25 protein-coding genes and 2 tRNA genes are annotated in these 25,715 nt (G+C 58.5%); 15 read left to right on the top strand and 12 right to left on the bottom strand.

Annotated features, from left to right (window positions below):
- Window positions 1–12 precede the first annotated feature (12 nt).
- The 3 genes from SYN8016DRAFT_RS15155 to SYN8016DRAFT_RS07335 all read left to right on the top strand — a co-directional run bounded on the left by SYN8016DRAFT_RS15155 (window position 13) and on the right by SYN8016DRAFT_RS07335 (window position 2,435).
- Window positions 13–85, top strand: a tRNA-Ile gene (locus SYN8016DRAFT_RS15155).
- 14 nt (window positions 86–99) lie between these two features.
- A complete protein-coding gene (locus tag SYN8016DRAFT_RS07340; protein WP_006853709.1) occupies window positions 100–1,377 on the top strand; it encodes a hemolysin family protein in 1,278 nt (425 codons plus the stop codon).
- A 53-nt stretch (window positions 1,378–1,430) separates the two neighbouring features.
- Window positions 1,431–2,435, top strand: a complete 1,005-nt coding sequence (locus tag SYN8016DRAFT_RS07335; protein WP_006853708.1) for a Gfo/Idh/MocA family protein — start codon at window positions 1,431–1,433, stop codon at window positions 2,433–2,435.
- A 1-nt stretch (window position 2,436) separates the two neighbouring features.
- Here the strand turns inward: SYN8016DRAFT_RS07335 and SYN8016DRAFT_RS07330 are convergent, their stop codons facing one another.
- Window positions 2,437–5,685 (bottom strand): glycoside hydrolase family 15 protein, encoded by a 3,249-nt coding sequence (locus tag SYN8016DRAFT_RS07330; protein ID WP_253909822.1) that lies wholly within the window; start codon window positions 5,683–5,685, stop codon window positions 2,437–2,439.
- Here SYN8016DRAFT_RS07330 and SYN8016DRAFT_RS07325 point away from each other — a divergent pair.
- Window positions 5,678–6,463, top strand: coding sequence for a WecB/TagA/CpsF family glycosyltransferase (locus SYN8016DRAFT_RS07325; protein ID WP_006853706.1), 786 nt, complete (start codon window positions 5,678–5,680; stop codon window positions 6,461–6,463). The genes SYN8016DRAFT_RS07330 and SYN8016DRAFT_RS07325 overlap by 8 nt on opposite strands.
- Here SYN8016DRAFT_RS07325 and SYN8016DRAFT_RS14490 read toward each other — a convergent pair.
- Both SYN8016DRAFT_RS14490 and tgt read right to left on the bottom strand, forming a co-directional pair.
- Window positions 6,402–6,545: a photosystem II reaction center protein K gene (locus SYN8016DRAFT_RS14490; RefSeq protein ID WP_006853705.1), complete on the bottom strand. Its 144-nt coding sequence runs from the start codon at window positions 6,543–6,545 to the stop codon at window positions 6,402–6,404. The two genes, SYN8016DRAFT_RS07325 and SYN8016DRAFT_RS14490, sit on opposite strands and share 62 nt — an antisense overlap.
- Window positions 6,546–6,575: 30 nt before the next feature.
- Entirely contained in the window at window positions 6,576–7,694 is a 1,119-nt protein-coding gene (tgt, locus tag SYN8016DRAFT_RS07320; protein WP_038014082.1) for a tRNA guanosine(34) transglycosylase Tgt, read from the bottom strand.
- 58 nt (window positions 7,695–7,752) lie between these two features.
- On the opposite strand from tgt, the gene cobS reads away from it, so the two are divergent.
- Window positions 7,753–8,517 (top strand): adenosylcobinamide-GDP ribazoletransferase, encoded by a 765-nt coding sequence (gene cobS, locus SYN8016DRAFT_RS07315; RefSeq protein ID WP_006853703.1) that lies wholly within the window; start codon window positions 7,753–7,755, stop codon window positions 8,515–8,517.
- Here cobS and SYN8016DRAFT_RS07310 read toward each other — a convergent pair.
- Window positions 8,474–9,610 carry a sensor histidine kinase KdpD gene (locus SYN8016DRAFT_RS07310; RefSeq protein ID WP_006853702.1) on the bottom strand — a complete coding sequence of 379 codons (1,137 nt, stop codon included), beginning with the start codon at window positions 9,608–9,610 and terminating at the stop codon, window positions 8,474–8,476. The genes cobS and SYN8016DRAFT_RS07310 overlap by 44 nt on opposite strands.
- On the opposite strand from SYN8016DRAFT_RS07310, the gene SYN8016DRAFT_RS07305 reads away from it, so the two are divergent.
- Entirely contained in the window at window positions 9,597–9,893 is a 297-nt protein-coding gene (locus SYN8016DRAFT_RS07305; protein WP_141561427.1) for a hypothetical protein, read from the top strand. The two genes, SYN8016DRAFT_RS07310 and SYN8016DRAFT_RS07305, sit on opposite strands and share 14 nt — an antisense overlap.
- Window positions 9,894–10,001: 108 nt before the next feature.
- Window positions 10,002–10,370: a DUF3155 domain-containing protein gene (locus SYN8016DRAFT_RS07300; RefSeq protein WP_006853701.1), complete on the top strand. Its 369-nt coding sequence runs from the start codon at window positions 10,002–10,004 to the stop codon at window positions 10,368–10,370.
- 34 nt (window positions 10,371–10,404) lie between these two features.
- Here SYN8016DRAFT_RS07300 and SYN8016DRAFT_RS07295 read toward each other — a convergent pair whose 3' ends face one another.
- Window positions 10,405–11,028, bottom strand: coding sequence for an alpha/beta hydrolase (locus tag SYN8016DRAFT_RS07295; protein ID WP_006853700.1), 624 nt, complete (start codon window positions 11,026–11,028; stop codon window positions 10,405–10,407).
- Window positions 11,029–11,088: 60 nt separating this feature from the next.
- On the opposite strand from SYN8016DRAFT_RS07295, the gene purH reads away from it, so the two are divergent.
- Both purH and SYN8016DRAFT_RS07285 read left to right on the top strand, forming a co-directional pair.
- Window positions 11,089–12,696 carry a bifunctional phosphoribosylaminoimidazolecarboxamide formyltransferase/IMP cyclohydrolase gene (gene purH, locus SYN8016DRAFT_RS07290; RefSeq protein WP_006853699.1) on the top strand — a complete coding sequence of 536 codons (1,608 nt, stop codon included), beginning with the start codon at window positions 11,089–11,091 and terminating at the stop codon, window positions 12,694–12,696.
- A gap of 50 nt (window positions 12,697–12,746) precedes the next feature.
- Complete coding sequence (locus tag SYN8016DRAFT_RS07285) at window positions 12,747–13,208, top strand: DUF4079 domain-containing protein (protein ID WP_006853698.1); 462 nt, start codon at window positions 12,747–12,749, stop codon at window positions 13,206–13,208.
- 20 nt (window positions 13,209–13,228) lie between these two features.
- On the opposite strand, the gene SYN8016DRAFT_RS07280 is transcribed toward SYN8016DRAFT_RS07285, so the two are convergent.
- The 4 genes from SYN8016DRAFT_RS07280 to sfsA form a co-directional block, all read right to left on the bottom strand.
- Window positions 13,229–13,855 (bottom strand): DUF1997 domain-containing protein, encoded by a 627-nt coding sequence (locus SYN8016DRAFT_RS07280; protein ID WP_038014080.1) that lies wholly within the window; start codon window positions 13,853–13,855, stop codon window positions 13,229–13,231.
- A gap of 60 nt (window positions 13,856–13,915) precedes the next feature.
- Window positions 13,916–15,112: a 4-hydroxy-3-methylbut-2-enyl diphosphate reductase gene (locus SYN8016DRAFT_RS07275; protein WP_006853696.1), complete on the bottom strand. Its 1,197-nt coding sequence runs from the start codon at window positions 15,110–15,112 to the stop codon at window positions 13,916–13,918.
- 128 nt (window positions 15,113–15,240) lie between these two features.
- The gene (locus tag SYN8016DRAFT_RS07270; RefSeq protein WP_006853695.1) at window positions 15,241–16,713 is read right to left on the bottom strand and encodes an ammonium transporter; all 1,473 of its coding nucleotides are present in this window, start codon (window positions 16,711–16,713) and stop codon (window positions 15,241–15,243) included.
- A gap of 132 nt (window positions 16,714–16,845) precedes the next feature.
- Entirely contained in the window at window positions 16,846–17,598 is a 753-nt protein-coding gene (gene sfsA / locus SYN8016DRAFT_RS07265; protein WP_006853694.1) for a DNA/RNA nuclease SfsA, read from the bottom strand.
- Between the two features lie 80 nt (window positions 17,599–17,678).
- On the opposite strand from sfsA, the gene murJ reads away from it, so the two are divergent.
- Window positions 17,679–19,286 (top strand): murein biosynthesis integral membrane protein MurJ, encoded by a 1,608-nt coding sequence (murJ, locus tag SYN8016DRAFT_RS07260; RefSeq protein WP_006853693.1) that lies wholly within the window; start codon window positions 17,679–17,681, stop codon window positions 19,284–19,286.
- On the opposite strand, the gene SYN8016DRAFT_RS07255 is transcribed toward murJ, so the two are convergent.
- From SYN8016DRAFT_RS07255 to SYN8016DRAFT_RS07245, 3 genes are read right to left on the bottom strand one after another with little or no spacing between them, the layout of a single operon-like run.
- Window positions 19,273–19,536, bottom strand: a complete 264-nt coding sequence (locus tag SYN8016DRAFT_RS07255) for a hypothetical protein (RefSeq protein ID WP_006853692.1) — start codon at window positions 19,534–19,536, stop codon at window positions 19,273–19,275. The two genes, murJ and SYN8016DRAFT_RS07255, sit on opposite strands and share 14 nt — an antisense overlap.
- A gap of 25 nt (window positions 19,537–19,561) precedes the next feature.
- Window positions 19,562–19,852, bottom strand: coding sequence for a DUF3181 family protein (locus tag SYN8016DRAFT_RS07250; RefSeq protein ID WP_006853691.1), 291 nt, complete (start codon window positions 19,850–19,852; stop codon window positions 19,562–19,564).
- Complete coding sequence (locus tag SYN8016DRAFT_RS07245) at window positions 19,849–20,115, bottom strand: hypothetical protein (protein WP_006853690.1); 267 nt, start codon at window positions 20,113–20,115, stop codon at window positions 19,849–19,851. Before SYN8016DRAFT_RS07245 ends, SYN8016DRAFT_RS07250 begins: the two co-directional genes overlap by 4 nt.
- A 91-nt stretch (window positions 20,116–20,206) precedes the next feature.
- Between SYN8016DRAFT_RS07245 and SYN8016DRAFT_RS07240 the strand changes: the two genes are divergently transcribed.
- From SYN8016DRAFT_RS07240 to leuC, 5 genes are all read left to right on the top strand, one after another.
- A tRNA-Arg gene (locus tag SYN8016DRAFT_RS07240) sits at window positions 20,207–20,280 on the top strand.
- A 94-nt stretch (window positions 20,281–20,374) separates the two neighbouring features.
- Window positions 20,375–21,664, top strand: coding sequence for a serine hydroxymethyltransferase (glyA, locus tag SYN8016DRAFT_RS07235; RefSeq protein ID WP_006853689.1), 1,290 nt, complete (start codon window positions 20,375–20,377; stop codon window positions 21,662–21,664).
- Window positions 21,665–21,753: 89 nt separating this feature from the next.
- Window positions 21,754–22,893, top strand: coding sequence for a glycosyltransferase family 4 protein (locus SYN8016DRAFT_RS07230; RefSeq protein WP_006853688.1), 1,140 nt, complete (start codon window positions 21,754–21,756; stop codon window positions 22,891–22,893).
- On the top strand, window positions 22,877–24,184 hold the full coding sequence (locus SYN8016DRAFT_RS07225; protein WP_006853687.1) for a competence/damage-inducible protein A: 1,308 nt from the start codon (window positions 22,877–22,879) through the stop codon (window positions 24,182–24,184). The genes SYN8016DRAFT_RS07230 and SYN8016DRAFT_RS07225 overlap by 17 nt, the downstream gene beginning before the upstream one ends.
- Window positions 24,185–24,254: 70 nt before the next feature.
- Window positions 24,255–25,661: a 3-isopropylmalate dehydratase large subunit gene (leuC, locus tag SYN8016DRAFT_RS07220; RefSeq protein WP_006853686.1), complete on the top strand. Its 1,407-nt coding sequence runs from the start codon at window positions 24,255–24,257 to the stop codon at window positions 25,659–25,661.
- The last annotated feature ends 54 nt before the right edge of the window (window positions 25,662–25,715 follow it).

The raw sequence follows: 25,715 nt of genomic DNA, 5'->3' as shown, positions 1-25,715 counted from the left end.
CCGTGATAACGCGGGGGTCTAGCAATCTGGTGAATGCAGCGAACTCATAATTCGCCTTAGCCGAGTTCGATCCTCGGGACCCCCATTCATTCATGACTCATGCGCAACCTGCTGCTCATCGCGCTTTTGGTGTTGCCGGCGTTTTTTGCAGCGGCGGAAGTGGCATTGCTGCGACTGCGGCCGAGCCGCGTTCATGAACTTCGAGAGGAGGGTCTGCCAGGGGCTCCAGCGGTCGAGCGCCTCCAGCGCCGGTTGCGAACGGCTCTGCTGATGACCCAGTTCGGGACCACCTTGTCGTTGGTGGCGCTCGGTTGGATTGCGAAAGGCTTTGGTCAGCGTTGGTGGCCGATGGAAAACCCCGCCGGTCGTTGGTGGGATCTGGCCTGGTTCCTTGTGTTGGTGGTCTTGGCCACGTTGTTATCCGGGTTGCTCCCAAGGGCTTTGGTCCTTAGCCGTCCGGAGCCAGCTGCCTTGCAATTGTCTCCGGTCTTGGAAACCACCATGCAGGTGTTGCGTCCCCTGCTGTCAGCCCTGGAGGTCATCGCCTCCCTTCTGCTTCGTCTTGTGGGCTTGAAGCCTCGCTGGGATGCACTCGTGCCGGCACTCACAGCTGGTGAGCTGGAGACCCTGGTGGAGAGTGGTGGAGTCACGGGACTTCGGCCGGATGAACGCAACATCCTCGAAGGAGTGTTTGCCTTAAGAGATATGCAGGTGAGGGAGGTGATGGTGCCTCGCTCTGGGATGGTCACCCTGCCGGTGGAGGTGCGTTTCGCCGAGTTGATGGAGGCCGTCCACCGCACTCGACATGCACGTTTTCCAGTGATTGGGCAGTCGCTGGATGATGTTCGTGGCGTGCTCGACTTACGCCGTTTGGCTGAGCCGATCGCCCGTGGCGAACTGCAAAAAGATTCCGCTCTTGAGCCTTATTTAAGTCCTGCCGAGCGGGTGCCTGAGACCAGCAACCTCGCCGAATTGCTGGCAATTATTCGCTCTGGACATCCGTTGCTGTTGGTGGTGGATGAACACGGGGGAACCGAGGGATTGGTCACTGCCGCCGATCTCACCGGTGAAATTGTTGGGGATGAGCCAGAGCATGAAAGTGCCGAGCCAGACCTGCAGGCGATTGAGGGACAGGAAGGTGCCTGGTTGGTTGCTGGTGATTTGGAGATCTTCGAGCTCAATCGCCAACTCGACCTTGACCTGCCTGAGGCCTCGGACCATCACACCCTTGCTGGCTTCTTGTTGGAACGGTTGCAGCACATTCCTGCAGCCGGAGAAGCGCTGCGGCACAACGGAGTTCAATTTGAAATCGTCACGATGAGAGGCCCGCGCATCGTTCAGGTGAAACTGGTAATTCCCGGTGTGACGACCCTCTGAAGCAGTCCTAGCTGTTGATCACCGATAATCAGCTTTGACCTGCATTCCCTCCGATGACCGACCCTATGGTTCCGGTAAAGGTCGGAGTAATTGGAATCGGCAACATGGGTTGGCATCACGCCCGTGTTCTCAGCCTTTTGAAGGACGCAGTTCTTGTTGGTGTCTCTGATCCGGATGCCGAACGCGGAGCGTTGGCAAAAGACCAGTTCGATTGCCGTTGGTTCGCGGATTACCGCGAGATGCTGTCTGAGGTCGAAGCGGTTTGCATCGCGGTGCCGACCTTGCTTCACCATGCCGTCGGTTTGGCTTGTTTAGAGGCTGGGCTGCACGTTTTGATCGAAAAGCCGATTGCGGCCAGCCAGGAGGAAGCTGCGTCGCTCAGCGAGTCGGCAAGCCGGGTGGATCGGCTGCTGCAGGTGGGGCACATCGAACGCTTCAATCCTGCGTTTCGTGAGTTGACCAAGGTGGTCGCGAATGAGGAAGTGGTGGTGTTGGAAGCCCGACGTCACAGTCCCCATTCCGATCGTGCCAATGATGTTTCGGTCGTTCTGGATTTGATGATCCACGATTTGGATCTGGTCTTAGAGCTTGCCGGCGCGTCGGTTGTGCATTTATCAGCGGCCGGAGGCCGGAGCTCTGAGGGCCCTATCGATTACGTCAACGCCACCTTGGGCTTCGACAACGGCGTGGTGGCCAGCTTGACGGCCAGCAAAATGAGCCATCGCAAGATCAGGAATTTGAGTGCGCACTGTCGCGGGAGCCTGGTGGAAACAGATTTTTTGAATCACACCCTGCATATCCATCGGCGCGCCCACGAGTGGTACTCGGCGGATCATGGTGAGCTTTTGTATCGCAACGATGGATTCATTGAAGAGGTGAGCACCACGTCGATTGAGCCGCTTTACGCCGAGTTGGAGCACTTTTTGCAGTGCGTTCGCGGCCGTGAAACCCCTGCCGTGGATGGCCAGCAGGCTTCTCGGGCCCTGCGCCTCGCCGACCTCATTGAGCAGGCGGTGGAGCGGCCAGGGGTTGGCATTGCTCTCGACGCTCCTATTTGATTTAAAGCAGGCCTTCCTGTTCGGCTAACTCCCTTAGCGCTTCGATTTGCCATTGGCGGCATTGCGCCGGAGACGCTTGGTAAAACTGCTCCCAGGCCGCGGCTTTGTGCTGGCTGTAAGTCCCGATGTCTTGTTGGGGATGGGTGCTTTGCCATCCCACCCGCACGGCATGGCCAATCATCACGTCGAGTGCGATGTCGTCCTCAAAGTGCATGTCTGGATTGGTCATGGTGAAGGCCATCAGCGAGAGCAGGCTTTCGGTGCACAGTTGGCGGTATTCCGCGGCTTCAATACGACTGAGCAGGTGCTCGACCTGAATGGCGAAGTTGCGTTCGCCTGGGGTTTTTTCCAGCACCAAAGCGCTGGTTAGACGGTTGCGTCGCTCCAATTTGTCTCCGATCACCAACCCACGGCAGTGATGCAGGAGGGACCAGATGCCGGCATAGAACTCCTTCGGGACTTGTTGCAGGGAGCCCAAGCGCATGCGGTGTTGAAGCCAGTCGGATCCGCTGGGTCGTTCCTCGAGGGGCTCAGGCACGGTCCACTGCACATGTCCGCGCAGGTGAAGCAGCTCTCGTCGCTGTAGGGCTGCGCGGGCGTGGTCGACGTCATTGAGCAGGGCTTGAAGGCGCAAGCTGATCGCATGGGGGGCTTCGCTGCACAGGGCTTCAAAGGCTTCGTCCTGGCTGAGTTGCCTCTCGGCTGCGAGTTCTGAGGTGAGCAGAAGCAGCAATTGCCCCAGCTGCAGGGTGAGCGTGCCCTTGAGTTTTTCTGGTTCTCGGCGGGCAAGGCCATCAAGAGCCACGAGCAATTCCTGCTGCAGCATCCGTTCTCGGCCGTCATTGCCACAGGTGCGTTCAATCAGCGCGGCGATGGCCGGGCTGGAAGCCGGCGCGCTGAGACGGGAGTCGCTGGTGTAGTTCCTTCCCACCACCACTTGCTTCTGGCGGCTGAGTAGGTCGATGACGGCATCTTCCAGTTGGGGATGGACGAGCCCCATCGCCCCGGCACAGCGGCGGGCCACATTCCAATCCTCCTGGCTGAGCCCGCGGTGGTAGATCTCCTCCAGCAGGGTGACCAGCTCAATCGGTGTACCTTGAGGGCCACTGAGAATCGCTCGATGGCCCAGTTGGCGCTTGAGCAGTTCAAGCACTTCGGCTTGTTCTCGGAGCGAGTGGCTGCTCCAGAGGCGATCGCGGAGCTGAGCGAGGGGGATGTCATCGAGCTCCTGCTCCTGGGCTGCGGTGAGGTCGCTGAAGTCGGTGGAGTCTTGTAGGTAGCGCGCTGCATCGCTCCGTTGCTGGGCGTTGCTCTTGGCGGTTGTGGTGGGCAGAGTCACCCACTGAGCGCTGAGGGCGAGTGTCTCAAGGTCGCTGAAGCAAACAGGAACATCCTCGATGCGTCCGGATTGCAAACGCGTGGTGAGATCGACCAGCAGCTCTGGGTTGTTCTCAAGAAGGTTGGCTTCCACTGGGATCAGCAAGAGCGGTGAACCTTCACCGCGCCAGTGCCGCTGCAGCAGGTGCAGTTCATTGATGACCGTTTCCATGAGCTGGCGTGGGTCATGACTGACGAAAAAGGTGTCTTCTTCCAACACGGCCGGTAGGACGGCAAGCTGCTCGTCGCCCTGGCGGTAGAGGCGGGCTGTGTCCGAGGTGTCGGCTCGGAGCATCGGCTGACCGCTCAAGCGCAGAGCTTCATCTGCCCCGACGGCGCTGAGGCGATCGTTGAGATTGCTGGATGGCACCACCTGGATGGGGCAGGTCTGGGGATCGCTGACCGGGAGCCCCCGTGCCTTGAGTTCAGCGGCGAGGGAGCTGTTGGTGGGTGCAAGGGCCACCAGAACCTGCTCTGCACCGATCTCGGCGGGGAATCGGCGACCGCAGGGATCCAAGTCCCCTGGCTCGATCAGTCCTGCCATCAGCATGTCCCCCAGCCAGGCAAGGCTCTGGGTCCAAAGCAAAGGCACGTTCTCGTTGGCTAGGCGTTGTTGGCTGCCTGGTGCCCGTCGTTCCAGCTCCACCGCACTGTCCGGGACCAGATAGAGCTCGGGATAGAGCTGCTGTCCATGGCATACAACCTGGAGGGTCTTGAGCCTTTCTTGCCAGTAATGCGCGTCTGTCCAGCGCTCTTCGCAGCAGGCTGTCAGCTGCTCATAGGCCAAGAAAAGGGGCCATTCCGATTCCACGCCTTCGAAATTCACGAGTTCGGCCCGTTCGTAATGCAGTCGACTGACGTCTTCGACAACGGTTTGATGGCCGTCGCGGCGGAAGCGTTTGTATCCATAGGGGCCACCGAGCTCGCGTCGGATGCGTTGGACGGTTCGCTCCACCAGCTCGTGCTCTTCCACCGCCCAGGCTGGGTAGCCGATGATCGAGAGACAGGCGCTGTCGACTTCTTTGCTGGCGGATTCCCTGGGCAGAAGTCCTTGCAGGGCCCGACGCAAGCGGACGACAGCCCCTTGCGGCACCAGCACCTGCACCGAGCCATCCCCGTGGGAGCTGAAAAGATCCACGCCATCAAGGGCCTCGAGTGCCGCTTTGGCCATGCCAATAGAACTGGCGTTGCGTTCGGGTAAGCCTTGATTTCCCTTGTCTCCCCGCTCCCAAATTCCGTAGTCGGGCACCCGGTAGGCCCGGGCCACGTAGTAGACGAGGTTTTGGATGAACGCCACTTCGTGGCGATTGCGAATCACGGCGAGACCGCCGCGGCTGAGTTGAGCGAGCTGCAATAAAAACAGCGATGTGGCATCTAGCTGCAGATGGCCCCAGCCGTCATCGGCCACAACCTGATCGCCATTGGCGCTGTTGTATTTGGCATGCAGGGCGTCGAGCGGATCGAGGCTGTACTTGAAGCGCTCCACTTTTGAGGCTTGGCGCATCATGCTGTTAAGCAAGCCGCGCATCAGCCCCAGAACCCGTTGTTCGAGTTCCCAGCTGCGTTGGCTGCTGCCTCCGTGAAGGCGACGATGGGCGATCGCCAGGCCCCAAACGCACTGAATCGAGTACACGCAATCGCGAACCCAGGCGTCTCCGTAGTTTCCGTGCACGGTGTTTGCCGTGCTGGCTGGAAGCAATCCGCTCACGGGATGCTGACGTCCTAAGACCACCGCTTCGATGGCCACATCCAGGTTCTTGAGTTTTTCAAGGCGTAGCTCGTGCTGCTCCTGAGGGGTCGGATGCGACAAAACCGTGGCCTTCCAAGCGACCGGATCTAGATTCTCGCTCGTAGTCGATTTAGGGATGGACATCACCAGCACCGGTCCGCGTGATCAACGTCGCTTCCAAGTGCTGGGGGTGCCAGTCGATGCTTGTCGCGATGTCACGGCAGCAGCCATCGGTGTGCATGCCGACGGGGGAGGTCAGATCGTGACCCTGAATGCCGAAATGACGATGGCGGCACGTGCCAACCCACGCTTAGGCGCCGTGATCGCTGACGCCGATCTTGTGGTTCCCGACGGTGCAGGCGTTGTTTGGGCTCTTCGTTTGCAGGGTGTGCGGGTTCGCCGAAGCCCTGGCATTGAACTGGCGTGGGAATTGTTGGCTTACGCCGAGGCCCATGGTTGGTCGGTGGCGCTCGTGGGGGCTGCGCCGCAGGTGATGGAGCGCCTGTGTGATCGCTTGGTGGTGGAGCGCCCTGAATTGCGCCTGGTGCTGGCGCAACATGGATATCTCAGCGAGGAGGAATGGCCCCAGCTGGAAGCCAACTTGTGCAAGCTGAACCCGGATTTGGTGCTTGTTGCTCTCGGCGTTCCCCGTCAAGAAGTTTGGGCTCAGCGCTTGAAAGCTACGCAAACCGGCATCTGGATGGGTGTTGGTGGCAGCTTTGATGTCTGGGCTGGCCTCAAGGAACGGGCACCACGATGGGCCAGCCGTTTCCAGGTGGAATGGCTTTACAGGCTTTTGCAGGAACCAAGCCGTTGGAGGCGTTATCTCGCCCTACCCCAGTTTGTTTGGGCTGTTTTGGTCAGCGGAAGCCGACGGAAGCCTGCCAAACAAAAGCAAGCAACAGGAAGAACAAAGGAATGATCGGCAGGATGTCGATCAGCGGACCAAAGGCTTGATAGGCCTCAGGTAGCTGGGCCAGCAAATCGAGGGTGTAAGCAGCCATCCCGGCGAATTCAGGGTCGGAGCAGGGACGCTACCACGTGTGATGGGCTCTGGAGCTCGGCTCCCACGGAGCGAAATCCTCTGAAAAGCAACCATCACGAATGGCTTGCCCCATGGCGGTGGTGAATCGGATCAGATGGGTGAGGTTATGGAGACTCAAGAGTGTGAGTCCGAGCAGTTCCTCACTACGGATTAGATGGTTGAGGTAGGCACGGGTGTGATGGCGGCAGGCCATGCATGGGCAGCTTGCATCTAAAGGGGTGTGGTCGTGCCGGAAGCGAGCATTGCGCAGGTTCCAGCGCTCGCCTCCCACCAAGGCGGTGCCATGTCTGCCGAGACGGGTGGGCAGAACGCAATCAAACATGTCAATGCCATTGGCGACGGCGACGGCCATCTCGCGCAGGGTGCCAATGCCCATCAGGTAGCGGGGGCGATCCGCGGGCAACAGGGGTGTGACCTGACGCACGATCTGATGCATCTCATCCACCGGTTCGCCAACGCTGACGCCGCCGATGGCGATGCCGGGCAGGTTGAAGTCCGCCACCGTACGTGCGCTGAGATCACGAAGGTGGGGAAAACAACCCCCCTGCACAATCCCGAAGAGGGCTTGGTCGTCGCGTTGATGGGCGTCTGCACAGCGGCCCAGCCAGGCGTGAGTGCGCCGACAAGCTTCCGCAACATCGTTCTCGGTGGCTGGATAGGGCGGACATTGATCGAAGGCCATGGCCACATCGGCGCCGAGGCGCATTTGGATCTGCATCGACCGCTCGGGGGTCAGCAAGATTCGGCTGCCGTTGCGAGGGTTGCGGAAGTCGACCCCTTCATCGTCAATGCGGTTGAGGTCGCCGAGGCTGAACACCTGGAAGCCACCGGAATCGGTCAGCATCGGTCCGTCCCAGCCCATGAACCGATGCAGCCCGCCGGCGTCGGCAACGATCGCTTCCCCAGGCTGGAGATGCAGGTGATAGGTGTTGGACAGCACCATTTGAGCGCCGGTCTCTGCTAATTGAGAGGTGGTCACCCCTTTCACGGTGCCCAGCGTGCCCACGGGCATAAATCGTGGCGTCGTGACGGGACCGTGAGGTGTGTGGAAGCATCCACAGCGAGCAGCCGTGTGGCGGCAAGAGGCCTGAATCTCGAACTGGAACACAGGCCCTCGGGCAACGGACCAATTTACGGTGAGCCCTGTTGGTGCATGGGTCGAGGTCATGGCTTCAGCCCCCTTCTGGCTGCGCGATTTAGTGGGTGCCTGGATTTTTTATTCGGTGCTGCCGTCCTGGCCCTGGCCGCAGCCTCGCTTTGAGCGCATCGCCCGCTTTGCGCCCTGGATCGGCTTGGTGATTGGGGGCCTGCAGGCGGGATTGTGGTGGCTTTTGTCCGCTTTGGGATGGCCTCAAGTCGCGCTCGTCCCAGTTGTTTTGGCCTTGGGGTTGTGGTTGACCGGTGGGCTCCATTTCGATGGACTGATCGATACGGCTGATGGTCTCGCTGCAGGACCGGAGCGCTGCCTAGAGGCGATGGAGGACAGCCGTGTGGGTGCCAGTGGGGTGCAGTTGTCTGTCCTGGTGCTGTTGCTGCAATTTGCTGCTTTGGTGCGTTTGGGCTCCCTGGCGCCAATCGCCTTAGTGGTCACGAGCGCTTTGGCAAGGGTGTCGCCCCTTTGGGCGATGGCGCGTTTTGCCTATTTGCGCGTGAATGGAACGGCTGGGTTTCACCGCCGTCACCACAAGGGTCTTGGCGATGCTGTCCCCACCCTTGTTTTGTTGTTGGTGGTGAGCCCCCTGCTTGGGCAGCTGCCGCTCTTGACGGTTCCTGTTTGTTTCCTCAGTGCATTGATCGCGGCTGAGTGGCTCGGCCGGCGTCTAGGGGGGATGACGGGAGACGGCTACGGAGCTGTTGTGATGCTCAGCGAGACCTCTAGTTTGTTTTTTATCGCCTTGCTGGCGCCTTTGCTGGGCTCGGGGGGAGGCTGAGAAGGAAGGCATTGCCGCGGCTTGGCAGGCTCGGGTCGAGCTGGTTGGGTGTGGTGTGCAAAACCAGTGATCCACCCCGTTCTTCGGCGAGATGTCGGGCGAGTGCGAGGCCTAGTCCGGATCCGGATTGATCCCTGCTGCTGCTGCCCCGTTCTCCTTTGCGGAAGATCAGCTCTTGTTCTTGATCCGGGATGGGAGGTCCCCCGTCCCAGATCAAGATGCTGCGTTCCAGCAGGCTGAGTCCGAGTGGACAGCCTGTAGGGCTGTATCGAAAAGCATTTTCCAGCAGATTGGCCACGATCTCTGAGATCACGGCATCGTCATCTGGCCGAATTTCTTGTGTCCAGGCAGGCCAGTTGGCTGGTGTTTGCCAGACGCGGTTCTGGAGGGCTGCGGTTGCGGCAGCCCGTTCAATCAGAGGTTGAAGCAGGTGTTCAATCGTGAGCCCTGGGCCCTTCGTTTGCACCTGAGGAAGCAGCAGCGGGGCAGGTGCCTCGGGGCGATAAGGCAGGTTCTCCTGACCGATCAGGTCCAGGGATGTGATGTAGCGGTCGAGCTGGGCCTGCTCTTGAAGGAGTCCCGTTACCAGTGGGCGTTGGAGATGCTCGGGCCCCAAGCGACGGAGCAGAAGCTGGGCATAGGTGCGCAAGGCTGCCAGTGGGTTGCGCAGCTGATGCACCACAAGATTCATCTGTTGGCGTTGCTGATGGAGCTCTTCCCGTAGGCGACTGCGTTCGAGTTCCAGGCCAAGGCTGTAAGCCAAGGCTGAGGCGCTGGCTTGCAGGCGGCGATCGAGTTGGTCGGACCATTCCGTCTCGCGCTGCTGCTCTGCCCTGAGAACTCCTAATAAGAGGTCGTCATGGCGGAGGGGAAACCAGTGACGCTCTGGCGCTGGAATGCGCAGGATGGGGTCGTCGGCAATCTCTGGTAGGCGGCCACCATCGGGAGGCCATTGATCCAGCATCGTGAAGCTGGGCGCATCTCCTTCACTGCTTTGCGCGATGTAGACAACGAGCTTGTCCAAAGCCTCGTCGCCAGAAAAACTCTGCAGTTGTTGCTGGACCAGGGTGAGGAACCGGTTGGACAGCTGCATTCGTGAAGTTGTGTGCCTGGATACAGCCGGGGAGGCAACTCAAGACCTGACCGTCTTGCCAATTCTGGAAAAAGTCTTAAGATCAGAAGATCGACCGACGGCGCTCTTCATTGCGGTGCCGGTTTCCTGTCGATTCTGCTCGGGTTGCACTTTCGTTGCTACCAAGGTTACAGCAGAGGTTGATGTGTCTCCTGTTGTCATCGGTTTTATGCCGTTGAAAGCGATGGTGTTTGTCGGTTTGTCTCGCAGCTTTGGTTGCGCGATCGACCCTCCGATTCGCTGACGTCACGATGCTCTTTATGAGCGTCTCACTTGATCGAATGCCGTCTCAAAACGGTGCCGGTCTTTCTTGACAGCCCCCTCTCACTCCCTCAACAGGGATTTTTGCCCAATGTCCAAAAAACGTAAGAGGATTAGTCGTCGTCGCCTTGCTGGCCAGCGTGTGCTCGCACACGTGCCGACTCACCATCTCGAAACTGGTGAACACAAGCCTGTGACAGCGGCTCGTCGCTACATCGCTGAGGGCGTCCTTATGCCCCCGGCTCTAGTCAACGTTCGCCGTAACGAACACACCACAGATCGATTCTTCTGGGGTGAAAAAGGACTTTTCAGTGCTCAGTACGCCGAGGAAAATCATTTCCTGTTCCCTTCCCTCCGTTCCATCGTTGATCACGTTGGTGAAGAGGTCATTTTTGAAGGCCTAGACCTGGCGTCTGACGATTGGGAGGAAATGGAAGAGTACGAATACGCCTTCGTCTGATTTCCTTTCATTCCAACCCTTGATCGCAAAGTCCTTAAGCGTCCTGAGCTGTTTGATCCAGCCAGCGCTTGAGGGCTTTTTTCATTTCAGCCTGAGCCTCAACGGGGATGGCATGCCCATTCTCAAAACTGAACAGATCACAGGCTTGCTTGCTGGACGACAGCTCGTTTTTTAGCGCTAAGGCTGCGGAATGCGGCACAACATCGTCATACCGTCCATGCAAAAGAAGCACAGGAGGGCGGATCACAGGAGCTTGCCAGTGGGGATGGGGATAGGCACTGCATGCGATTAATCCGGCGAGCGGTAAGTCACAGCCCGCGGCCATGGCCATCGCGCCTCCTTGAGAAAAGCCCAACAGCACGGTTGCTTCCAGTGGGATCTCCGCTGAGCCCAGATTGTTGATGCGTTCTTTTAATCCTTCAACAGCTGCTGGCACGGCGGACCAGTCGGCTGGGAAGAGGCCGTACCACTCGCGTCCTGGGCCTTGGGTCTGCAGTTCGGGAGCTTGTAGGGCCACCAGCTCGAGGGGTGTCGCGATCGCCTCGGCGAGCGCTTGTCCCAGGGGCATCAGGTCGCCGGCATCGGCGCCCCAGCCATGAAGGAGAACCAGGCGTGCCCTCGCCGTCGCTGTGGATTGGCGGAGCAGATCGGCGGCCATGGCAGCAGGTGAGCGGTTGCTGCGTAGGTTGGCTCAAGCCCTGTCTTTCGTCCTGCTGCCATGGCTCCAACTGCCTTGCTGAGCGTGTCTGATAAGCGGGGGGTGGTGCCCCTTGCTGAGGCTCTCAATCGGCTCCATGGCTATCAGCTGCTCTCCAGTGGTGGAACAGCCAACGTGCTTGAAGAGGCTGGATTGCCGGTCACACGCGTGGCCGACCACACCGGTGCTCCTGAGATTCTTGGCGGTCGCGTTAAAACACTCCACCCTCGAATTCATGGCGGAATCTTGGCGCGAAGAGGAGATCCGGCCCATGAGGCCGATCTCCTCGAACAGAAGATCGATCCCATCGATGTGGTGGTGGTGAACCTTTATCCGTTCAGGGAAACCGTCGCAGACCCTGATGTGAGCTGGGATACGGCCATTGAGAACATCGATATCGGCGGACCCACGATGGTTCGGTCTGCGGCCAAAAATCATGCCCATGTCGCGGTTCTCACCAGTCCTGAGCAGTACGACGGGTTTTTGCAATCGCTGTCTCGATCGGCTGGAGGCGTGGACGCGAATGTGCGCCGGCAGTTGGCTTTAGAGGCGTTTGCCCATACGGCGGCGTATGACGTCGCGATCAGTCGTTGGATGCAAGCTCGCCCTGAGCTGCACCCCGCTGTGGATGCCAGCTCTTCCGTCGAGGCCAAAGCTCCACCCGAAGCCCTGCCATGGCTCGAAGCGCTGCCGCTTCGGCAGACGTTGCGCTACGGGGAGAACCCCCACCAGAAGGCGGCTTGGTACAGCAGCAGCGTGGGCTGGGGGGGTGCCAAGCAGCTTCAGGGGAAGGAACTCAGCACCAATAATTTGCTCGATCTGGAAGCGGCCCTGGCCACCGTTCGTGAGTTTGGTTATGGCGCAGAGGGCCTTCATCGCGCCGAACAAGCGGCGGCTGTGGTGGTCAAGCACACCAATCCCTGTGGCGTGGCGGTGGGTGATGGCGTGGCGACCGCCCTCACCCGGGCTCTCGATGGTGATCGAATCAGTGCCTTCGGCGGCATTGTTGCTCTGAATGCCGTGGTTGATGGCTTAGCGGCTAAGGAGCTCACAAGCTTGTTCCTGGAGTGTGTTGTGGCGCCTGGGTTTAGCCCAGAAGCGCGTGAAATTTTGGCCGCCAAAGGCAATCTCCGCCTCCTCGAGTTGGCGCCTGAGGCCATTGATGCGGCAGCCAAAGATCATGTCCGCAGCATTCTTGGTGGTGTTTTGGTGCAGGATCTCGACGATCAGCCAATCGACCCCTCCGCTTGGACGGTGGCGAGCCAGCGTCAACCCACCACGGCTGAATACGCCGATCTCCGCTTTGCTTGGCAGCTCGTGCGTCACGTGCGCTCGAATGCGATTTTGGTCGCACGTGATGGACAGAGCCTGGGGGTGGGGGCTGGTCAGATGAATAGGGTTGGCTCTGCCCGTCTTGCTTTAGAGGCTGCTGGTGAGCAAGCGCTGGGGGCTGTGCTCGCCAGTGATGGCTTCTTCCCTTTCGATGACACCGTTCGCCTTGCCGCAAGCCATGGAATTAAGGCTGTGATCCATCCAGGCGGCAGCCTTCGGGATGCCGACTCGATCAAAGCCTGCGATGAGCTCGGTTTGGCCATGGTGCTGACCGGACGCCGTCACTTTCTTCACTGAGAACACGAGCACCTAATCTCGCTTTACTCGTCCACTCAACGAACTGATCCATGACCCTGCCAGCTCTGCCTTTTGCCGCCAACTTCATGCACCCCCTAATGATGTGGGGGCTCTTGGCGGCAGGTGGTTATTCCATGTTTCTTGGCATCAAAGCCAAGAAGGTCCGGACAGGGACCCCAGAGCAGCGCAAGGCCCTGCTACCAGGCAAGTTTGCCCAGCGTCATTACCGCTGGGGAAGTCTGATCCTTGCGGTGATGGTGACCGGAATGATCGGTGGTATGGCCGTGACTTACATCAACAACGGCAAGTTGTTCGTGGGTCCGCATCTGCTCGTGGGCTTGGCGATGACCGGAATGATCGCCCTTGCCGCGTCCTTGGCTCCCTTCATGCAGCAGGGGAATGTGATTGCCCGGAAAGCTCACGTTGGGCTCAACATGGGCACCCTCACGTTGTTCCTGTGGCAGGCGGTGAGTGGAATGGAGATTGTGAACAAGATCTGGGTGAATCGCTGATCGTGTTCAGCTGAGCTTGTTCAAAAGGCTGCCCGTCGTCTTGGCGGGCAGACAAGACCATGGCTTGCATGGAAATCTTCTTGCACTTTCCAGGTGAGACGCCTGGAAATTTGCCGCACAATTTGGCGCAAAAGGTGATCACCACTGGACTGAACCAGCCCGTCAGGGAGCAGGGTGATCATCTTGGGCAGGTGAATCCAAACGGATAGATCAAGATCCCAGCTCACCGCCGTGAGCTCTTCGGAGGCGTCACTCGAGCTGTTGTCCTCAAGGCTGAGGTTGGCCTGGAAATCAACGTCGTATAGATCCGCTAGGGCTGGATCTTGATTGCTGAGAGGCACTGTAGAGATCGCGTAATTACCAGCGTTCTGCGGTAGGAGGCGCAGGCCGATCGTGGGTTCGACCTCAAAACCGAAGTTGCCAAAGCGTCCGAGCGTAAGGGCATAGGCCTGCTCGTCAATGGCCTTCACCTCCATGGGAGCGGCACAACGGCGAAACCAGCCTTCGTGCCGATCGAGGTAAGCCCCGACGGTTTGAAAGTCAGCACGCATCTCCATGCGATCGCGAAATTCACTGCGATAACAGCGGACTTGACGGCTATCGCTACCGCGCAATGTGTCGGTTGAGGGTCTCGTCAAGAGCAGCACGTAGGCAGGTCCCCGGTTGGAGAAGTCTCCATGATGAACCAATGTAAAGGGAGCTGGGGGTCAGTTTTCGCTCAGGGCGATCAGTCTCTGAATGACATGCTCCACGACCCGATCTGGCGTGGAGGCTCCGGAGGTAATTCCGACGGTGACGGGCCCCTCGGGCAGGAACAGCTCTTCAAGGGTGAGTTCTTCGCCAAGGGGCTTGTGTTCAATCGAGTTGTCGGAGTGAATGCGCTCTGGAGTATCGATGTGGAAGGAACGGATCCCTCGGCTAACGGCAATTTCTTGCAGGTGGGTCGTGTTGGAGGAGTTGTAGCCCCCAATCACCACCATGAGATCCACGGTTTCATCAACGAGCGAGAACATGGCATCTTGCCGCTCCTGGGTGGCGTCGCAGATGGTGTTGAACGCTAAAAAATGCTCATTGAGTTCTGTGGGCCCGTACTTGCTGAGCATGGTGCGCTCAAACAAGCGGCCAATTTCTTCGGTCTCACTTTTGAGCATGGTGGTTTGGTTGGCCACACCCAAGCGTTCAAGATCACGATCGGGGTCAAACCCTGGCGAAGAAGCGTTTGAAAACCGTTTCATAAACGCTTCGCGATCGCCATTCCCGAGAATGTATTCAGCGACAAGCCGGGCTTCCTCGAGATCGAGAACAACGAGATACGTACCGGCAAAGGAACTCGTTGCCAGCGTCTCTTCGTGTTTCACCTTGCCGTGAATGATCGAGGTGAAGGATTGCTTCTTGTGCTTCTCCACCGTTGTCCACACCTTTGAAACCCATGGACAGGTGGTGTCAACAATGTGGCAACCACGCTCATTGAGAAGTTGCATCTCCTGAACGGTTGCACCAAAAGCCGGAAGGATCACCACATCGCCCGAGGCCACGCCAGAAAAATCCTTAACTCCACCCTCAACGGAGATGAACAACACGTCCATTTCTCGCAGGTGGTCATTCACCGATGGGTTATGGATGATTTCGTTGGTGATCCAGATCCGTTCTTGTGGGTAGTGACGTCGCGTCTCGTAAGCCATGGCGACAGCCCTCTCCACGCCCCAGCAGAATCCAAACGCTTCGGCAAGGCGGACCTGGAGACGGCCATGGGTTAAGCGATACCCGTTGTCTCGAATGGACCCGATCAGGCTGCTCTGGTAAGCCTGCTCCAAACTGCCTGCCACCTCTTCGGCTCGACCGAAGCCTCGCCGGTTGTAGCGATCGGAGTGATGCAGGGAGCGTTTGAAGGCGTGAGTATCCATATCTGTAACCACAGTGATTCGACTCTATGGGCTGTCTGCCACTAGCGACTGATCGCGGATGCCAATAAAAAACCCTGTCCCATGGAGGGACAGGGTGGAAAGCACTTCAAAAATGTGCAAAAAATGGATCAGCTGCCAGATGAGACGAAGTCTGGATAGGCCTCCATACCGTGCTCACCAATATCAAGACCTTCAATTTCTTCTTTTTCGGTGACGCGGATGCCTCCGAACAACCCACCGATCACAGACCATGCAATCCAGCAGGTCACGATCGTCCAGATGGCGTAAGCAGCGCAGCCCAGAGCTTGGATTCCGAGCTGGCTGATACCACCTCCGACCAGCAGGCCCAGAGGTGAGCCATCGCCTTGGATGTCAAAACCCCAAAGACCAACCACCAAGGTTCCCCAGACGCCACAGACGCCATGGACGGAGAAGGCTCCGACTGGATCATCAATGCCTGATGAATCCAAAGCTGAAACAGCGAAGACGACAATGATTCCGCCGATCAGACCAGCAACCCATGAGCCCACAAACGTCAGGTTGCCGCAACCTGCCGTGATGCTGACCAGGCCGGCAAGGATGCCGTTGATGATCATGGTCAAATCAGGTTTCCCTGATGTAATGGTTGAGATCACGGTGGCACCGATGGCTCCACCAGCTGCAGCCAAGGTTGTCGTTACTGCGACATAAGGAACCCACTGATCCATAGCGAGCTGGGATCCGGGGTTGAATCCATACCAACCAATCCAAAGAATCAGGGCCCCAAGAGTGGCGATCGCCATGTTGTGGCCAGGGATGGCTTGAGGCTTGCCATCCACGAATTTGCCAATGCGTGGGCCAAGAAGCATGGCTCCAACAAGACCAGCCCAGGCTCCTACGGAGTGAACAATGGATGATCCAGCAAAATCAATAAATTCTTTGTCTCCAACGGAATTCAGCCATCCGCCATTCCATTCCCAACTCCCTGCAACGGGGTAGATAAATGCGGTGAGTACCAGGGCAAACACCACAAATTCGCCAAATTTCACGCGTTCTGCCACGAGGCCAGACACGATTGTTGCTGCAGTTCCAGCGAAAGCCGCCTGAAACAAGAAGTCGACACTTGGAACAAGGCCAGCTTCTGAGATCAGTTCTGGCGTAACAGCCGGATCAAAAAACAGCCCGTTGAAGTAGAGCCAGCCAGCGGCTATGGGATCGCCGTACATCAAGGAATAACCGACAAACCAATAGGCGGTTACTGCAAGCGCAAAGACAAACAGGTTCTTAGCGAGAATATTGACTGCATTTTTTTGGCGACACATTCCGGCTTCCACCATGGCGAAGCCGGCGTTCATGAAGATCACCAGAATCGTTGCTACCAGTAACCAAAGGTTGTTGGCTAAAAAGGCGGCGCTGAGTTCTGGCATCTCTGCGGCATGAGCCGACAGGTTGAATAGCCCAAGCCCGAAAAGGGCCAGCGGCACGCAGCCAAGCCACAAGAGTGAGCGATTGGTTTTAAACCCACGAATGCTTTGAAGGAGAAGCATTGGGCCCTCCACGAGACTCGCCTCCTGAAGGCGAGATTTGCGTCGCCAATTGGGCGACTCGTAAGCAGTTGTCATAGAAAAAAGCGTCACTGCATGGAATGAGCTGGACGGGATTGTCCAATTTCACCTTCCAAAACTGCTCGCTAGCGAACACTTCTCAAGTGGCTATTGATACCAAATCTGGGTTTCGCGACGTTTTAAGTACTTTTACTGACAATTATGAACCGGCTGGAGTCCTTCCCAATTAATCCGATCTTCGTCAAAACTGAAGCGGCAAGGCAGCACTTCCACTCCTGCTGCCATAGCGAGCCTGAACAGATCTCCGTAGCGGGGATCGGCGCTGTCCCCGGGGGCAAAAGCAGTGACATCCGGCCGGCTTAGGCAGGGAATCAAGACCCCTCTTGCCTCAGGAATGAGTGCCGTGAGTTCCTCCAGGTGTTTTTGGCCCCGTTCCGTCACCGTGTCGGGGAAGAGCGCAACGTCGCCGCGGCTCCAGGTGGTGTTTTTGACTTCGACATAAATGGGGCGTTGATCGTCTGCGCTGTCGTCTGGAGTGAGCAATAGGTCAATGCGACTTCTGCGATTGAGGCCGTAGGGAACCTCGGCGCGGATGGTCTTGATCGGGCCGAGTTGGTTTTTGAGTTCTCCGGCTTCGATCAGGGCCCGAATCAGTTTGTTCGGCAAAGCCGTATTGATGCCAGCCCAACACAGCGTTCCGTCGCTGCTTGGGACCTCGGCCTGCTCCCAGGTCCAAGCCAACTTGCGCTTCGGGGAAGGGGCATGACGGACCCGGACCCTTCCACCGGGATGGAGCACGCCTTTCATGGGACCAGTGTTGGCGCAGTGGACGGTGACGACCTGTCCATCGTTGAGCTCCACATCAGCCAGAAAGCGTTTGTAGCGCTTCAGGAGCACGCCTTCGCTGAGGGCAGGAAACTGAAGAATCGACGTGCCGGTCATGGCTGCTGGCTGAATCCGCCCATGGTGGCCTGGCACGGGGTTGAGAATGCTGGCTCGGAAGCGCTGTGAAAAGACGACGAATGGCGAGATCTCTGAAGCGCATTGCCCTGGTCGTCACCTACGGCACGTTGTTGAGCAAGGTTGGTGGCTTGGTGCGTCAGTTGGTGATTGCAGCCGCCTTTGGGGTGGGTGCTGCCTACGACGCTTACAACTACGCCTACGTCCTCCCTGGCTTCCTATTAATCCTTTTGGGCGGGATTAACGGGCCCTTCCATAGCGCGATGGTGAGCGTGCTCAGTCGCCGTCCCCGGGAGGAGGGAGCGCACATTTTGGCCACGTTGAACACGATGGTCAGCACGCTGCTGCTTGGGGTAACCCTTGTGTTGGTCGTGGCGGCTGATCCCCTAATCACGCTTGTTGGCCCTGGTCTGAGTTCGGAGTTGCACCGCATCGCCGTGGTGCAACTGCAAGTGATGGCGCCGATGGCTCTGTTGGCCGGCCTGATCGGCCTTGGCTTTGGATCGCTAAATGCTGCTGATGAGTTCTGGATCCCAGCGATTTCGCCGTTGATGTCCAGCCTTGCTCTCATCCTGGGCATCGGTTTGCTCTGGTGGCAGGCGGGATCTGCGATCTCAACGCCCGCTCTCGCCCTGTGGGGAGGGGTGGTGTTGGCTTTATCCACCCTGGTGGGGGCGGTTCTGCAATGGCTTCTGCAGCTGCCTGCCCTCATGAAGCAGGGCTTGGTTCAATTGCGTCTCGCCTGGGATTGGCGCCATCCCGGTGTTCAGGAGGTTTGGCAGGTGATGGGCCCTGCCACCCTGTCGTCGGGAATGCTGCAGATCAATGTGTTTACCGATCTGTTTTTTGCTTCGGGGTTGCTTGGAGCGGCGGCAGGGCTTGGTTACGCCAATTTGTTGGTCCAGACCCCGCTGGGGTTGATTTCCAACGCGTTGTTGGTGCCACTGTTGCCCACCTTTTCCCGGTTGACGGCTCCACAAGATCGCCCAGAGCTGATCACTCGAATCCGCCAGGGTTTGATGTTGTCGACGGCATCAATGCTTCCCCTTGGTGCCTTGTTTTTGGCCCTCGCAACCCCAATTGTGGCTCTGGTGTACGAGCGGGGTGCGTTTAATCAAGGTGCGGTGGAGCTTGTTACGGGCTTGTTGATGGCCTATGGACTTGGCATGCCGGCCTATCTCGGCCGAGATGTGTTGGTGCGCGTGTTCTATGCCCTGGGCGACGGCACCACACCCTTTCGCCTTTCGGTCATCGGTATTGGCCTGAATGTGGTGTTCGACTGGGCCCTGGTGGGTGGGCCAACGCCTTGGGGACCGCAACTTCCCTTCAATTTCGGAGCAGCAGGTCTGGTGCTGGCCACCGTCTTGATCAATGTGCTGACCTGCGTTGCGCTGTTGTTAGCTCTGCAGCAGCGCTTGAAAGTCTTGCCTTTAAAACAGTGGGGCTTGGATGGTTTGCGCCTCACGGTTGCAGCCGCTGGAGCTGGGATCGTGGCCTGGGGATTGAGCCAAGGGGTGCGTTGGCCCGTTGATCTAGTGGGCCGACTCTTGCAGGTAGGCCTGTCGGGATCGCTAGGGGGTTTGGTGTTTGTGGCGTTAGGGCAAGCCTTTGCTGTTCAAGAGGTTCGCGAGATCAGCCAAGGTCTGACGCGTCGCTTCATTCGTCGCTGAGGCGGACGTCTCGGTCTTCACGCACCTGGATCGGTAATTCGAGGTGTTGTCGACCGACCAGCTGCGGTCCTTGCACAGACAGGATGCGCGCTTCAATGCCGAAGTCTCGGAAAGCGGTTTCCATCTCTTGAATGAGCGCTTTTTCAACCTGGGCTTCGGGATCAACAACCTTCCCGATTAACCGTTCGCCGAGGCGGCCGATCCGTTGCCGGACCACATCGCGGGCATTGGTGACCTCGATGATCAGCACGGCAGAGTCCAACAACGGTTCAACCTTATCGGCAGTGTCCTTCGAGAATCTCTTCGAGGTCTGAAAGTTGAGAGGACGGCAACAGACGCGCCATCGGCAATCGCGCACTTCCTCCCCCAATCGGCACTTGAACCGCCTCGAGGGCTTGTCGTGCTGCCACCACGGCGCCTTGGTCGAGCAGCGCACTGCATTCAATCGCAAGGGCTTCGGCTAAGCCGGCATCTCCCAAATACAAGTGCCATCCAGCCACTTGGATGTAAAGACGGTCCGCCAGTGTTGAGGTGAGGGCCCGTAGATCAGCTGAGTCCAGAGTCATCTTTCGTTTGTGTCTGTATCGGTGTCTGCATCTTTGCCTGGGCGCAAACGGATCACCACCAGCAGGTGAACAATCAAGACCCCAAGCCAAGCTTCAGTCCATAGGTCGAGATGGCTCCAGGGGTGACGCATCTCTTGCACAAACCAAAGGCCGCTGCTGACAGCGGCAAATCCCCCGGCGTGGAGGCAGAAATTCACCACCCGGTTGAAATGCCTGTAGGTGGCATTGTTGGGATCGGCGGGTCCGTACCAGCGGAGCGGCATGGGATGACCCTCGTGACTTCATTGATTTTGACGTGTTGATGTCCGTTGGTTGACGAAGGGTGCCTTGATACGGTCAGATGGTGGCTTCCAAGCGCTTGTAGCTCAGCGGATTAGAGCATCTGACTACGGATCAGAGGGTCGGGAGTTCGAATCTCTCCAGGCGCGCTTCTGAAAACTGCCGATAAGGCAGTTTTTTTTTGAAGATTCGTATGGGCAAGGGACCTATTCCCTACGATTCGTGCACTGATTTCTGAAACGCATGACAGATCGCTCCGCAGCCTCGATTAATGCATCTCTGAAGGCTGCAGACCCTGCCATTGCTGGTTTGATCGATCAGGAGCGGATGCGTCAAGAGACGCATCTTGAGTTGATCGCATCGGAGAACTTCACCTCCAAGGCGGTGATGGAAGCTCAGGGCTCGGTTCTGACGAATAAATACGCGGAGGGGCTACCTCACAAGCGTTATTACGGCGGTTGCGAGCACGTGGATGCCATCGAAGAATTGGCCATTTCAAGGGCGAAGGACCTCTTCGACGCAGCTTGGGCGAATGTTCAGCCCCACAGTGGCGCTCAGGCGAACTTCGCGGTGTTTCTTGCCTTGCTTCAGCCCGGTGACACGATCCTTGGGATGGATCTCAGCCATGGTGGGCACCTCACCCATGGCTCTCCGGTCAATGTGAGCGGCAAGTGGTTCAACGTGGTGCAGTACGGCGTTGATAAAGAGACGCAGCGCCTCGATATGGAGGCCATTCGCCAGCTGGCTCTCGAGCACAAGCCCAAATTGATTATTTGTGGCTATTCGGCCTACCCGCGCGCCATTGATTTTGCTGCGTTCCGCTCGATTGCGGATGAAGTGGGTGCGTACCTGTTGGCAGACATGGCCCATATCGCCGGCCTCGTGGCTGCTGGGGTGCATGCCAGCCCGGTCCCTCATTGTGATGTGGTGACCACCACCACGCACAAAACGCTGCGCGGCCCCCGTGGTGGTTTGATCCTTTGCCGCGATGCTGAATTCGCGCGCCGATTCGACAAGGCGGTGTTCCCAGGGTCGCAAGGTGGTCCGCTGGAACACGTGATTGCGGCCAAGGCCGTGGCCTTCGGCGAAGCCTTACAGCCCGATTTCAAGGCTTACAGCCAACAGGTTGTGGCCAATGCTCAGGCCCTCGCGGCCCGTCTTCAGGAGCGATCGATCGATGTGGTGAGTGGTGGTACTGATAACCATGTGGTGCTTTTGGATCTGCGCAGCATCGGGATGACCGGCAAGGTGGCTGATCTTTTGGTGAGTGATGTGCACATCACGGCCAACAAAAACACCGTTCCCTTTGATCCTGAGTCGCCCTTCGTGACGAGTGGTTTGCGTTTGGGAACGGCGGCCCTCACCACCCGCGGCTTCGACGAGAAGGCCTTCCACGAGGTTGCTGATGTGATCGCTGATCGGCTTCAGAACCCTGAGGATGACGCCATTCAGGCGCGTTGTTTGGAGCGAGTCAGTGACCTCTGCAAACGGTTTCCGCTCTACGCCCCTGCTCTGGAACCGGCTCTTGCATAACTGCCTGAGGCGCCGTGTCCCTCGGCCCATTTCTGCCTAATATTTGCCCTTAAAAGATTCTTTTTGGTGTCGTTCCGCCGGAGCTTTTTGTGACGTTTGCGAGCACTCCTCTCGCAGTCGCTTCGGCGAGCCTGGTGGTGGCGGCCGTCATTACGACGTTGCTCGTCCCCCTCGTGCGGCAGCTGGGGTTGAAATTGGGTCTCACAGATCAGCCCGATCCCCGCAAACAGCACACCACCCCCATGGTCCGATTGGGGGGCATCGCCTTGGTGCTGGGTTTTTGTTTGTCCCTGGGGGTGACTTGGTGGATGGGCGGTTTTGGCATGTTGGCTCCGGCCCGTGACCAGCTCATTTGGACCACGCTTGCGGGGTCTCTCTGCTTTTTTGTGATCGGTCTTGCGGACGATCTGTTTGCCCTGTCTCCTTGGCCGCGCTTGGCGGGTCAGATTGCTGTTTCGGTGGTTGTTTGGTCCCAGGGAGTCCGTATTGGAGCGATTGATCTTCCCTGGTTAGCGAACAGCTCCGAAGCCTTGCTGCTTCCGGATCTGCTCAGCTTGCTCGCCACGGTGATCTGGTTGGTGGGGATCACCAATGCGATCAACTGGCTGGATGGTCTGGATGGCTTGGCTGCAGGTGTGGCTGGAATCGCAGCGGTTGGCTTGGTGTCCGTGAGCTTTTCGCTGCATCAGTCAGCGGCTGCTTTTCTTGCTGCCGCGTTAGCTGGAAGTTGTCTTGGCTTCCTCCGTCACAACTTCAATCCAGCGCGCATCTTTATGGGTGATGGCGGATCGTATTTTTTGGGATTCACCCTGGCCGCCGTCAGCATTGTTGGCCCGGCGAAAGGGCTCACAACGGTGAGCTTGTTGCTGCCGTTATTGATTCTTTCCTTGCCCTTAGCCGATATGTCGGCTGTGATCATGGGGCGTCTCAGCGATGGTCACTCCCCCTTTTATCCGGATCGCCGTCACCTCCATCACCGCCTCCTACGTGCTGGGTTTAGCCATCGACGCACGGTTGTCTTGATCTATGTGTTCACGCAGTGGTTGGCGTCCTTGGCGATGGTCGTGGCCAACGTGGAAATGCGTTTTCTCTGGCTTGGATTGGCGACAGCCATCCTCGTTGCCACGGTCGTGACCATCAACCGTCAGCGTCATCTTGAAGCGGCCATCGAACCATCAGACCTGAAACCATCAGACCTGGAATCTTCATCCAATGACCGCCATCGCTGATCGCTCGAAGCGCTCGGGTGTTGAGATCCTCTGCGTTGGGACGGAGCTTCTGCTTGGCAACATCCTCAATGGCAATGCGCGTTGGTTGTCGGAGGAGCTTGCTTCTCTTGGTCTCCCTCATTTTCGCCAAACGGTTGTGGGAGACAACCGTGATCGCCTGATTGCGTTGGTTCAGGAAATCGCGCAACGCTCCAGCGTGTTGATCGTGACCGGTGGGCTTGGACCAACCCCGGATGACCTCACTACGGAGGCGATTGCCGCTGCGTTTTCTGTTCCTTTGGAAGAGCGAGCCGACGTTTGGTCTGACATTCAAGACAAGGCCCATAGCCGCGGTCGTACCCCTGGCCCTGAAACCCGCCGTCAGGCGCTCTTGCCAGTTGGGGCCGAGGTTCTATGGAATCCAACGGGAACGGCCCCCGGCATGATCTGGACCCCCGTGCCTGGATTCACAGTGCTCACGTTTCCCGGTGTGCCCAGTGAGATGAAGGCGATGTGGAAGGCCATGGCCGCGCCCTGGTTCCGTTCGTCCGGCCTTTCGAAGGGTGTGTTTGTGAGCCGTCTCCTTCATTTCTGGGGAATTGGTGAGTCCACGTTGGCTGAACAGGTGTCTGATCTCTTGGATGGGGTGAACCCCACGGTTGCTCCCTATGCCGGTCGTGGAGAGGTGAAGCTCCGGATTACGGCCTGCGCTGATGAGCCTGCGCAGGCTTGGAAGCTGGTGGATCAAACCGAGCAGGAGTTGCGTCGGCGCACGGGCAACCTGTGCTTTGGCATGGATCAAGATTCGCTGGCTTCTGTTGTGTTGAAGCGGCTGGGGCAAGCCGGCCAAACCCTGTCTGTGGCGGAATCCTGCACGGGTGGCGGGTTAGGTGCTGAGCTCACAGCGGTGCCCGGTGCCTCTTCCGTGATGCTTGGTGGGGTGATCTCCTATGCCAATGCCGTTAAGCGAGATCTGTTGTCCGTGCCTGAAGCGTTGCTCGAGCAGCACGGTGCCGTCAGTGCGCCAGTGGCGGAGGCGATGGCGCTGGGTGTTCGTCGTCTCACCGGATCGGACTGGGCGCTTTCGGTCACGGGAATCGCTGGCCCTGATGGCGGAACGCCGGAAAAACCCGTGGGATTGGTGTTTGTTGCTGTCGCTGGGCCGGATGGATGCAGCAGTCAGCGGTTGCGCTTGGGGAACACTCGCGGCCGGGAGTGGATCCGGACCGTCAGTGCTGGGGAGGTTTTGAATGCCCTGCGCTTGCGCTTAATCGCCAAGGCTGAGAAGGCGTGCTCGGAGCAGGAACCCTAAAAAGCGAGATCCAGCGGATTGGATTGAACGCCATTTGCCTCTAGGGTTTTGAGTGAATTGTCGAGTGGGAATGAGCAGCGGAACCCTGTACGACAAGGTTTGGGATCTCCATCGCGTTGCGGAACTCTCTGGCGGCTCTACCCAGCTGTTGATTGGGTTGCATCTGATCCACGAAGTCACGAGCCCTCAGGCGTTTGTGGCCCTTGAAGACAAGGGGTTGAAGGTGCGTTGTCCGGAGCGAACGGTGGCGACCGTGGACCACATCGTTCCCACGACCAATCAGGCCAGACCCTTTGCTGATCCGTTGGCGGAGGAGATGCTCAGCACTCTGGAGCGCAACTGCAGCAAGCATGGAATCGTGCTCAATGGGATTGGCAGTGGTCGTCAAGGAATCGTGCATGTCATTGCTCCGGAGCTGGGATTGACGCAGCCCGGCATGACGGTGGCCTGCGGGGATTCACACACCTCGACGCACGGGGCCTTTGGGGCGATCGCCTTTGGGATCGGCACCTCTCAGGTTCGTGATGTGCTGGCCAGCCAAAGCTTGGCGATGAACAAGCTCAAGGTCCGCCGTCTGTGGGTTGAAAATCAGCTGAGTCCTGGGGTGTTTGCCAAAGATTTGATCCTGCATGTGATTAGGTCGCTTGGGGTCAAGGCTGGGGTTGGCTATGCCTATGAGTTCGCCGGACCGGCGATCGATGCTCTCTCGATGGAGGAGCGGATGACCCTCTGCAACATGGCGATTGAGGGGGGAGCCCGTTGTGGGTACGTCAATCCCGACCAGACGACCTTTGACTACTTGGAGGGCCGTCCGTCCGTACCGACCGGTGAGGCTTGGCACCGGGCTACGCGCTGGTGGCGGTCACTGGCATCGAATGCCGATGCCGTCTTTGACGACGAGCTGCACTTCGATGCAGCGACGATTGCCCCAACGGTGACCTGGGGGATCACACCCGGTCAGGGCATCGGCGTCGATGAGCAGGTTCCAATGCCTGAGCAACTGGATCCTGCCGACCGACCGATTGCTCAAGAGGCTTATCGCTACATGGATTTAACGCCGGGCCAGGCCATCGCCGGCGTGCCGGTGGATGTCTGTTTTATCGGCAGTTGCACCAATGGTCGCCTCAGTGACCTGCAGGCCGCCGCCGCTGTGGCCCGGGGCAGGCAGGTGGCTGCTGGGATCAAGGCTTTTGTGGTTCCTGGCTCCGAGCAGGTGGCGCGTGCCGCTGAGGCTGAAGGCCTGGACCAAGTGTTTCGCGATGCGGGGTTTGAGTGGCGTGAGCCTGGCTGCTCCATGTGCCTAGCCATGAATCCTGACCGCCTAGAGGGGCGTCAGATCAGTGCGAGCTCCAGCAACCGCAACTTCAAGGGGCGTCAGGGATCTGCCAGCGGCCGCACGTTGCTGATGAGCCCTGCCATGGTGGCTGCTGCTGCCGTGACCGGCCATGTCAGCGATGTTCGCTTGCTCGAGGCCTGAGCTCGGCTGTGGCGGCAGGCTGCCGCTCCGTTTTGCGTGTTTTGGTTGCTGTTT

The sequence above is a fragment of the Synechococcus sp. WH 8016 genome, assembly GCF_000230675.1.
Taxonomy (GTDB): domain Bacteria; phylum Cyanobacteriota; class Cyanobacteriia; order PCC-6307; family Cyanobiaceae; genus Synechococcus_C.
This window is presented reverse-complemented; position numbering and strand designations above follow the sequence as displayed.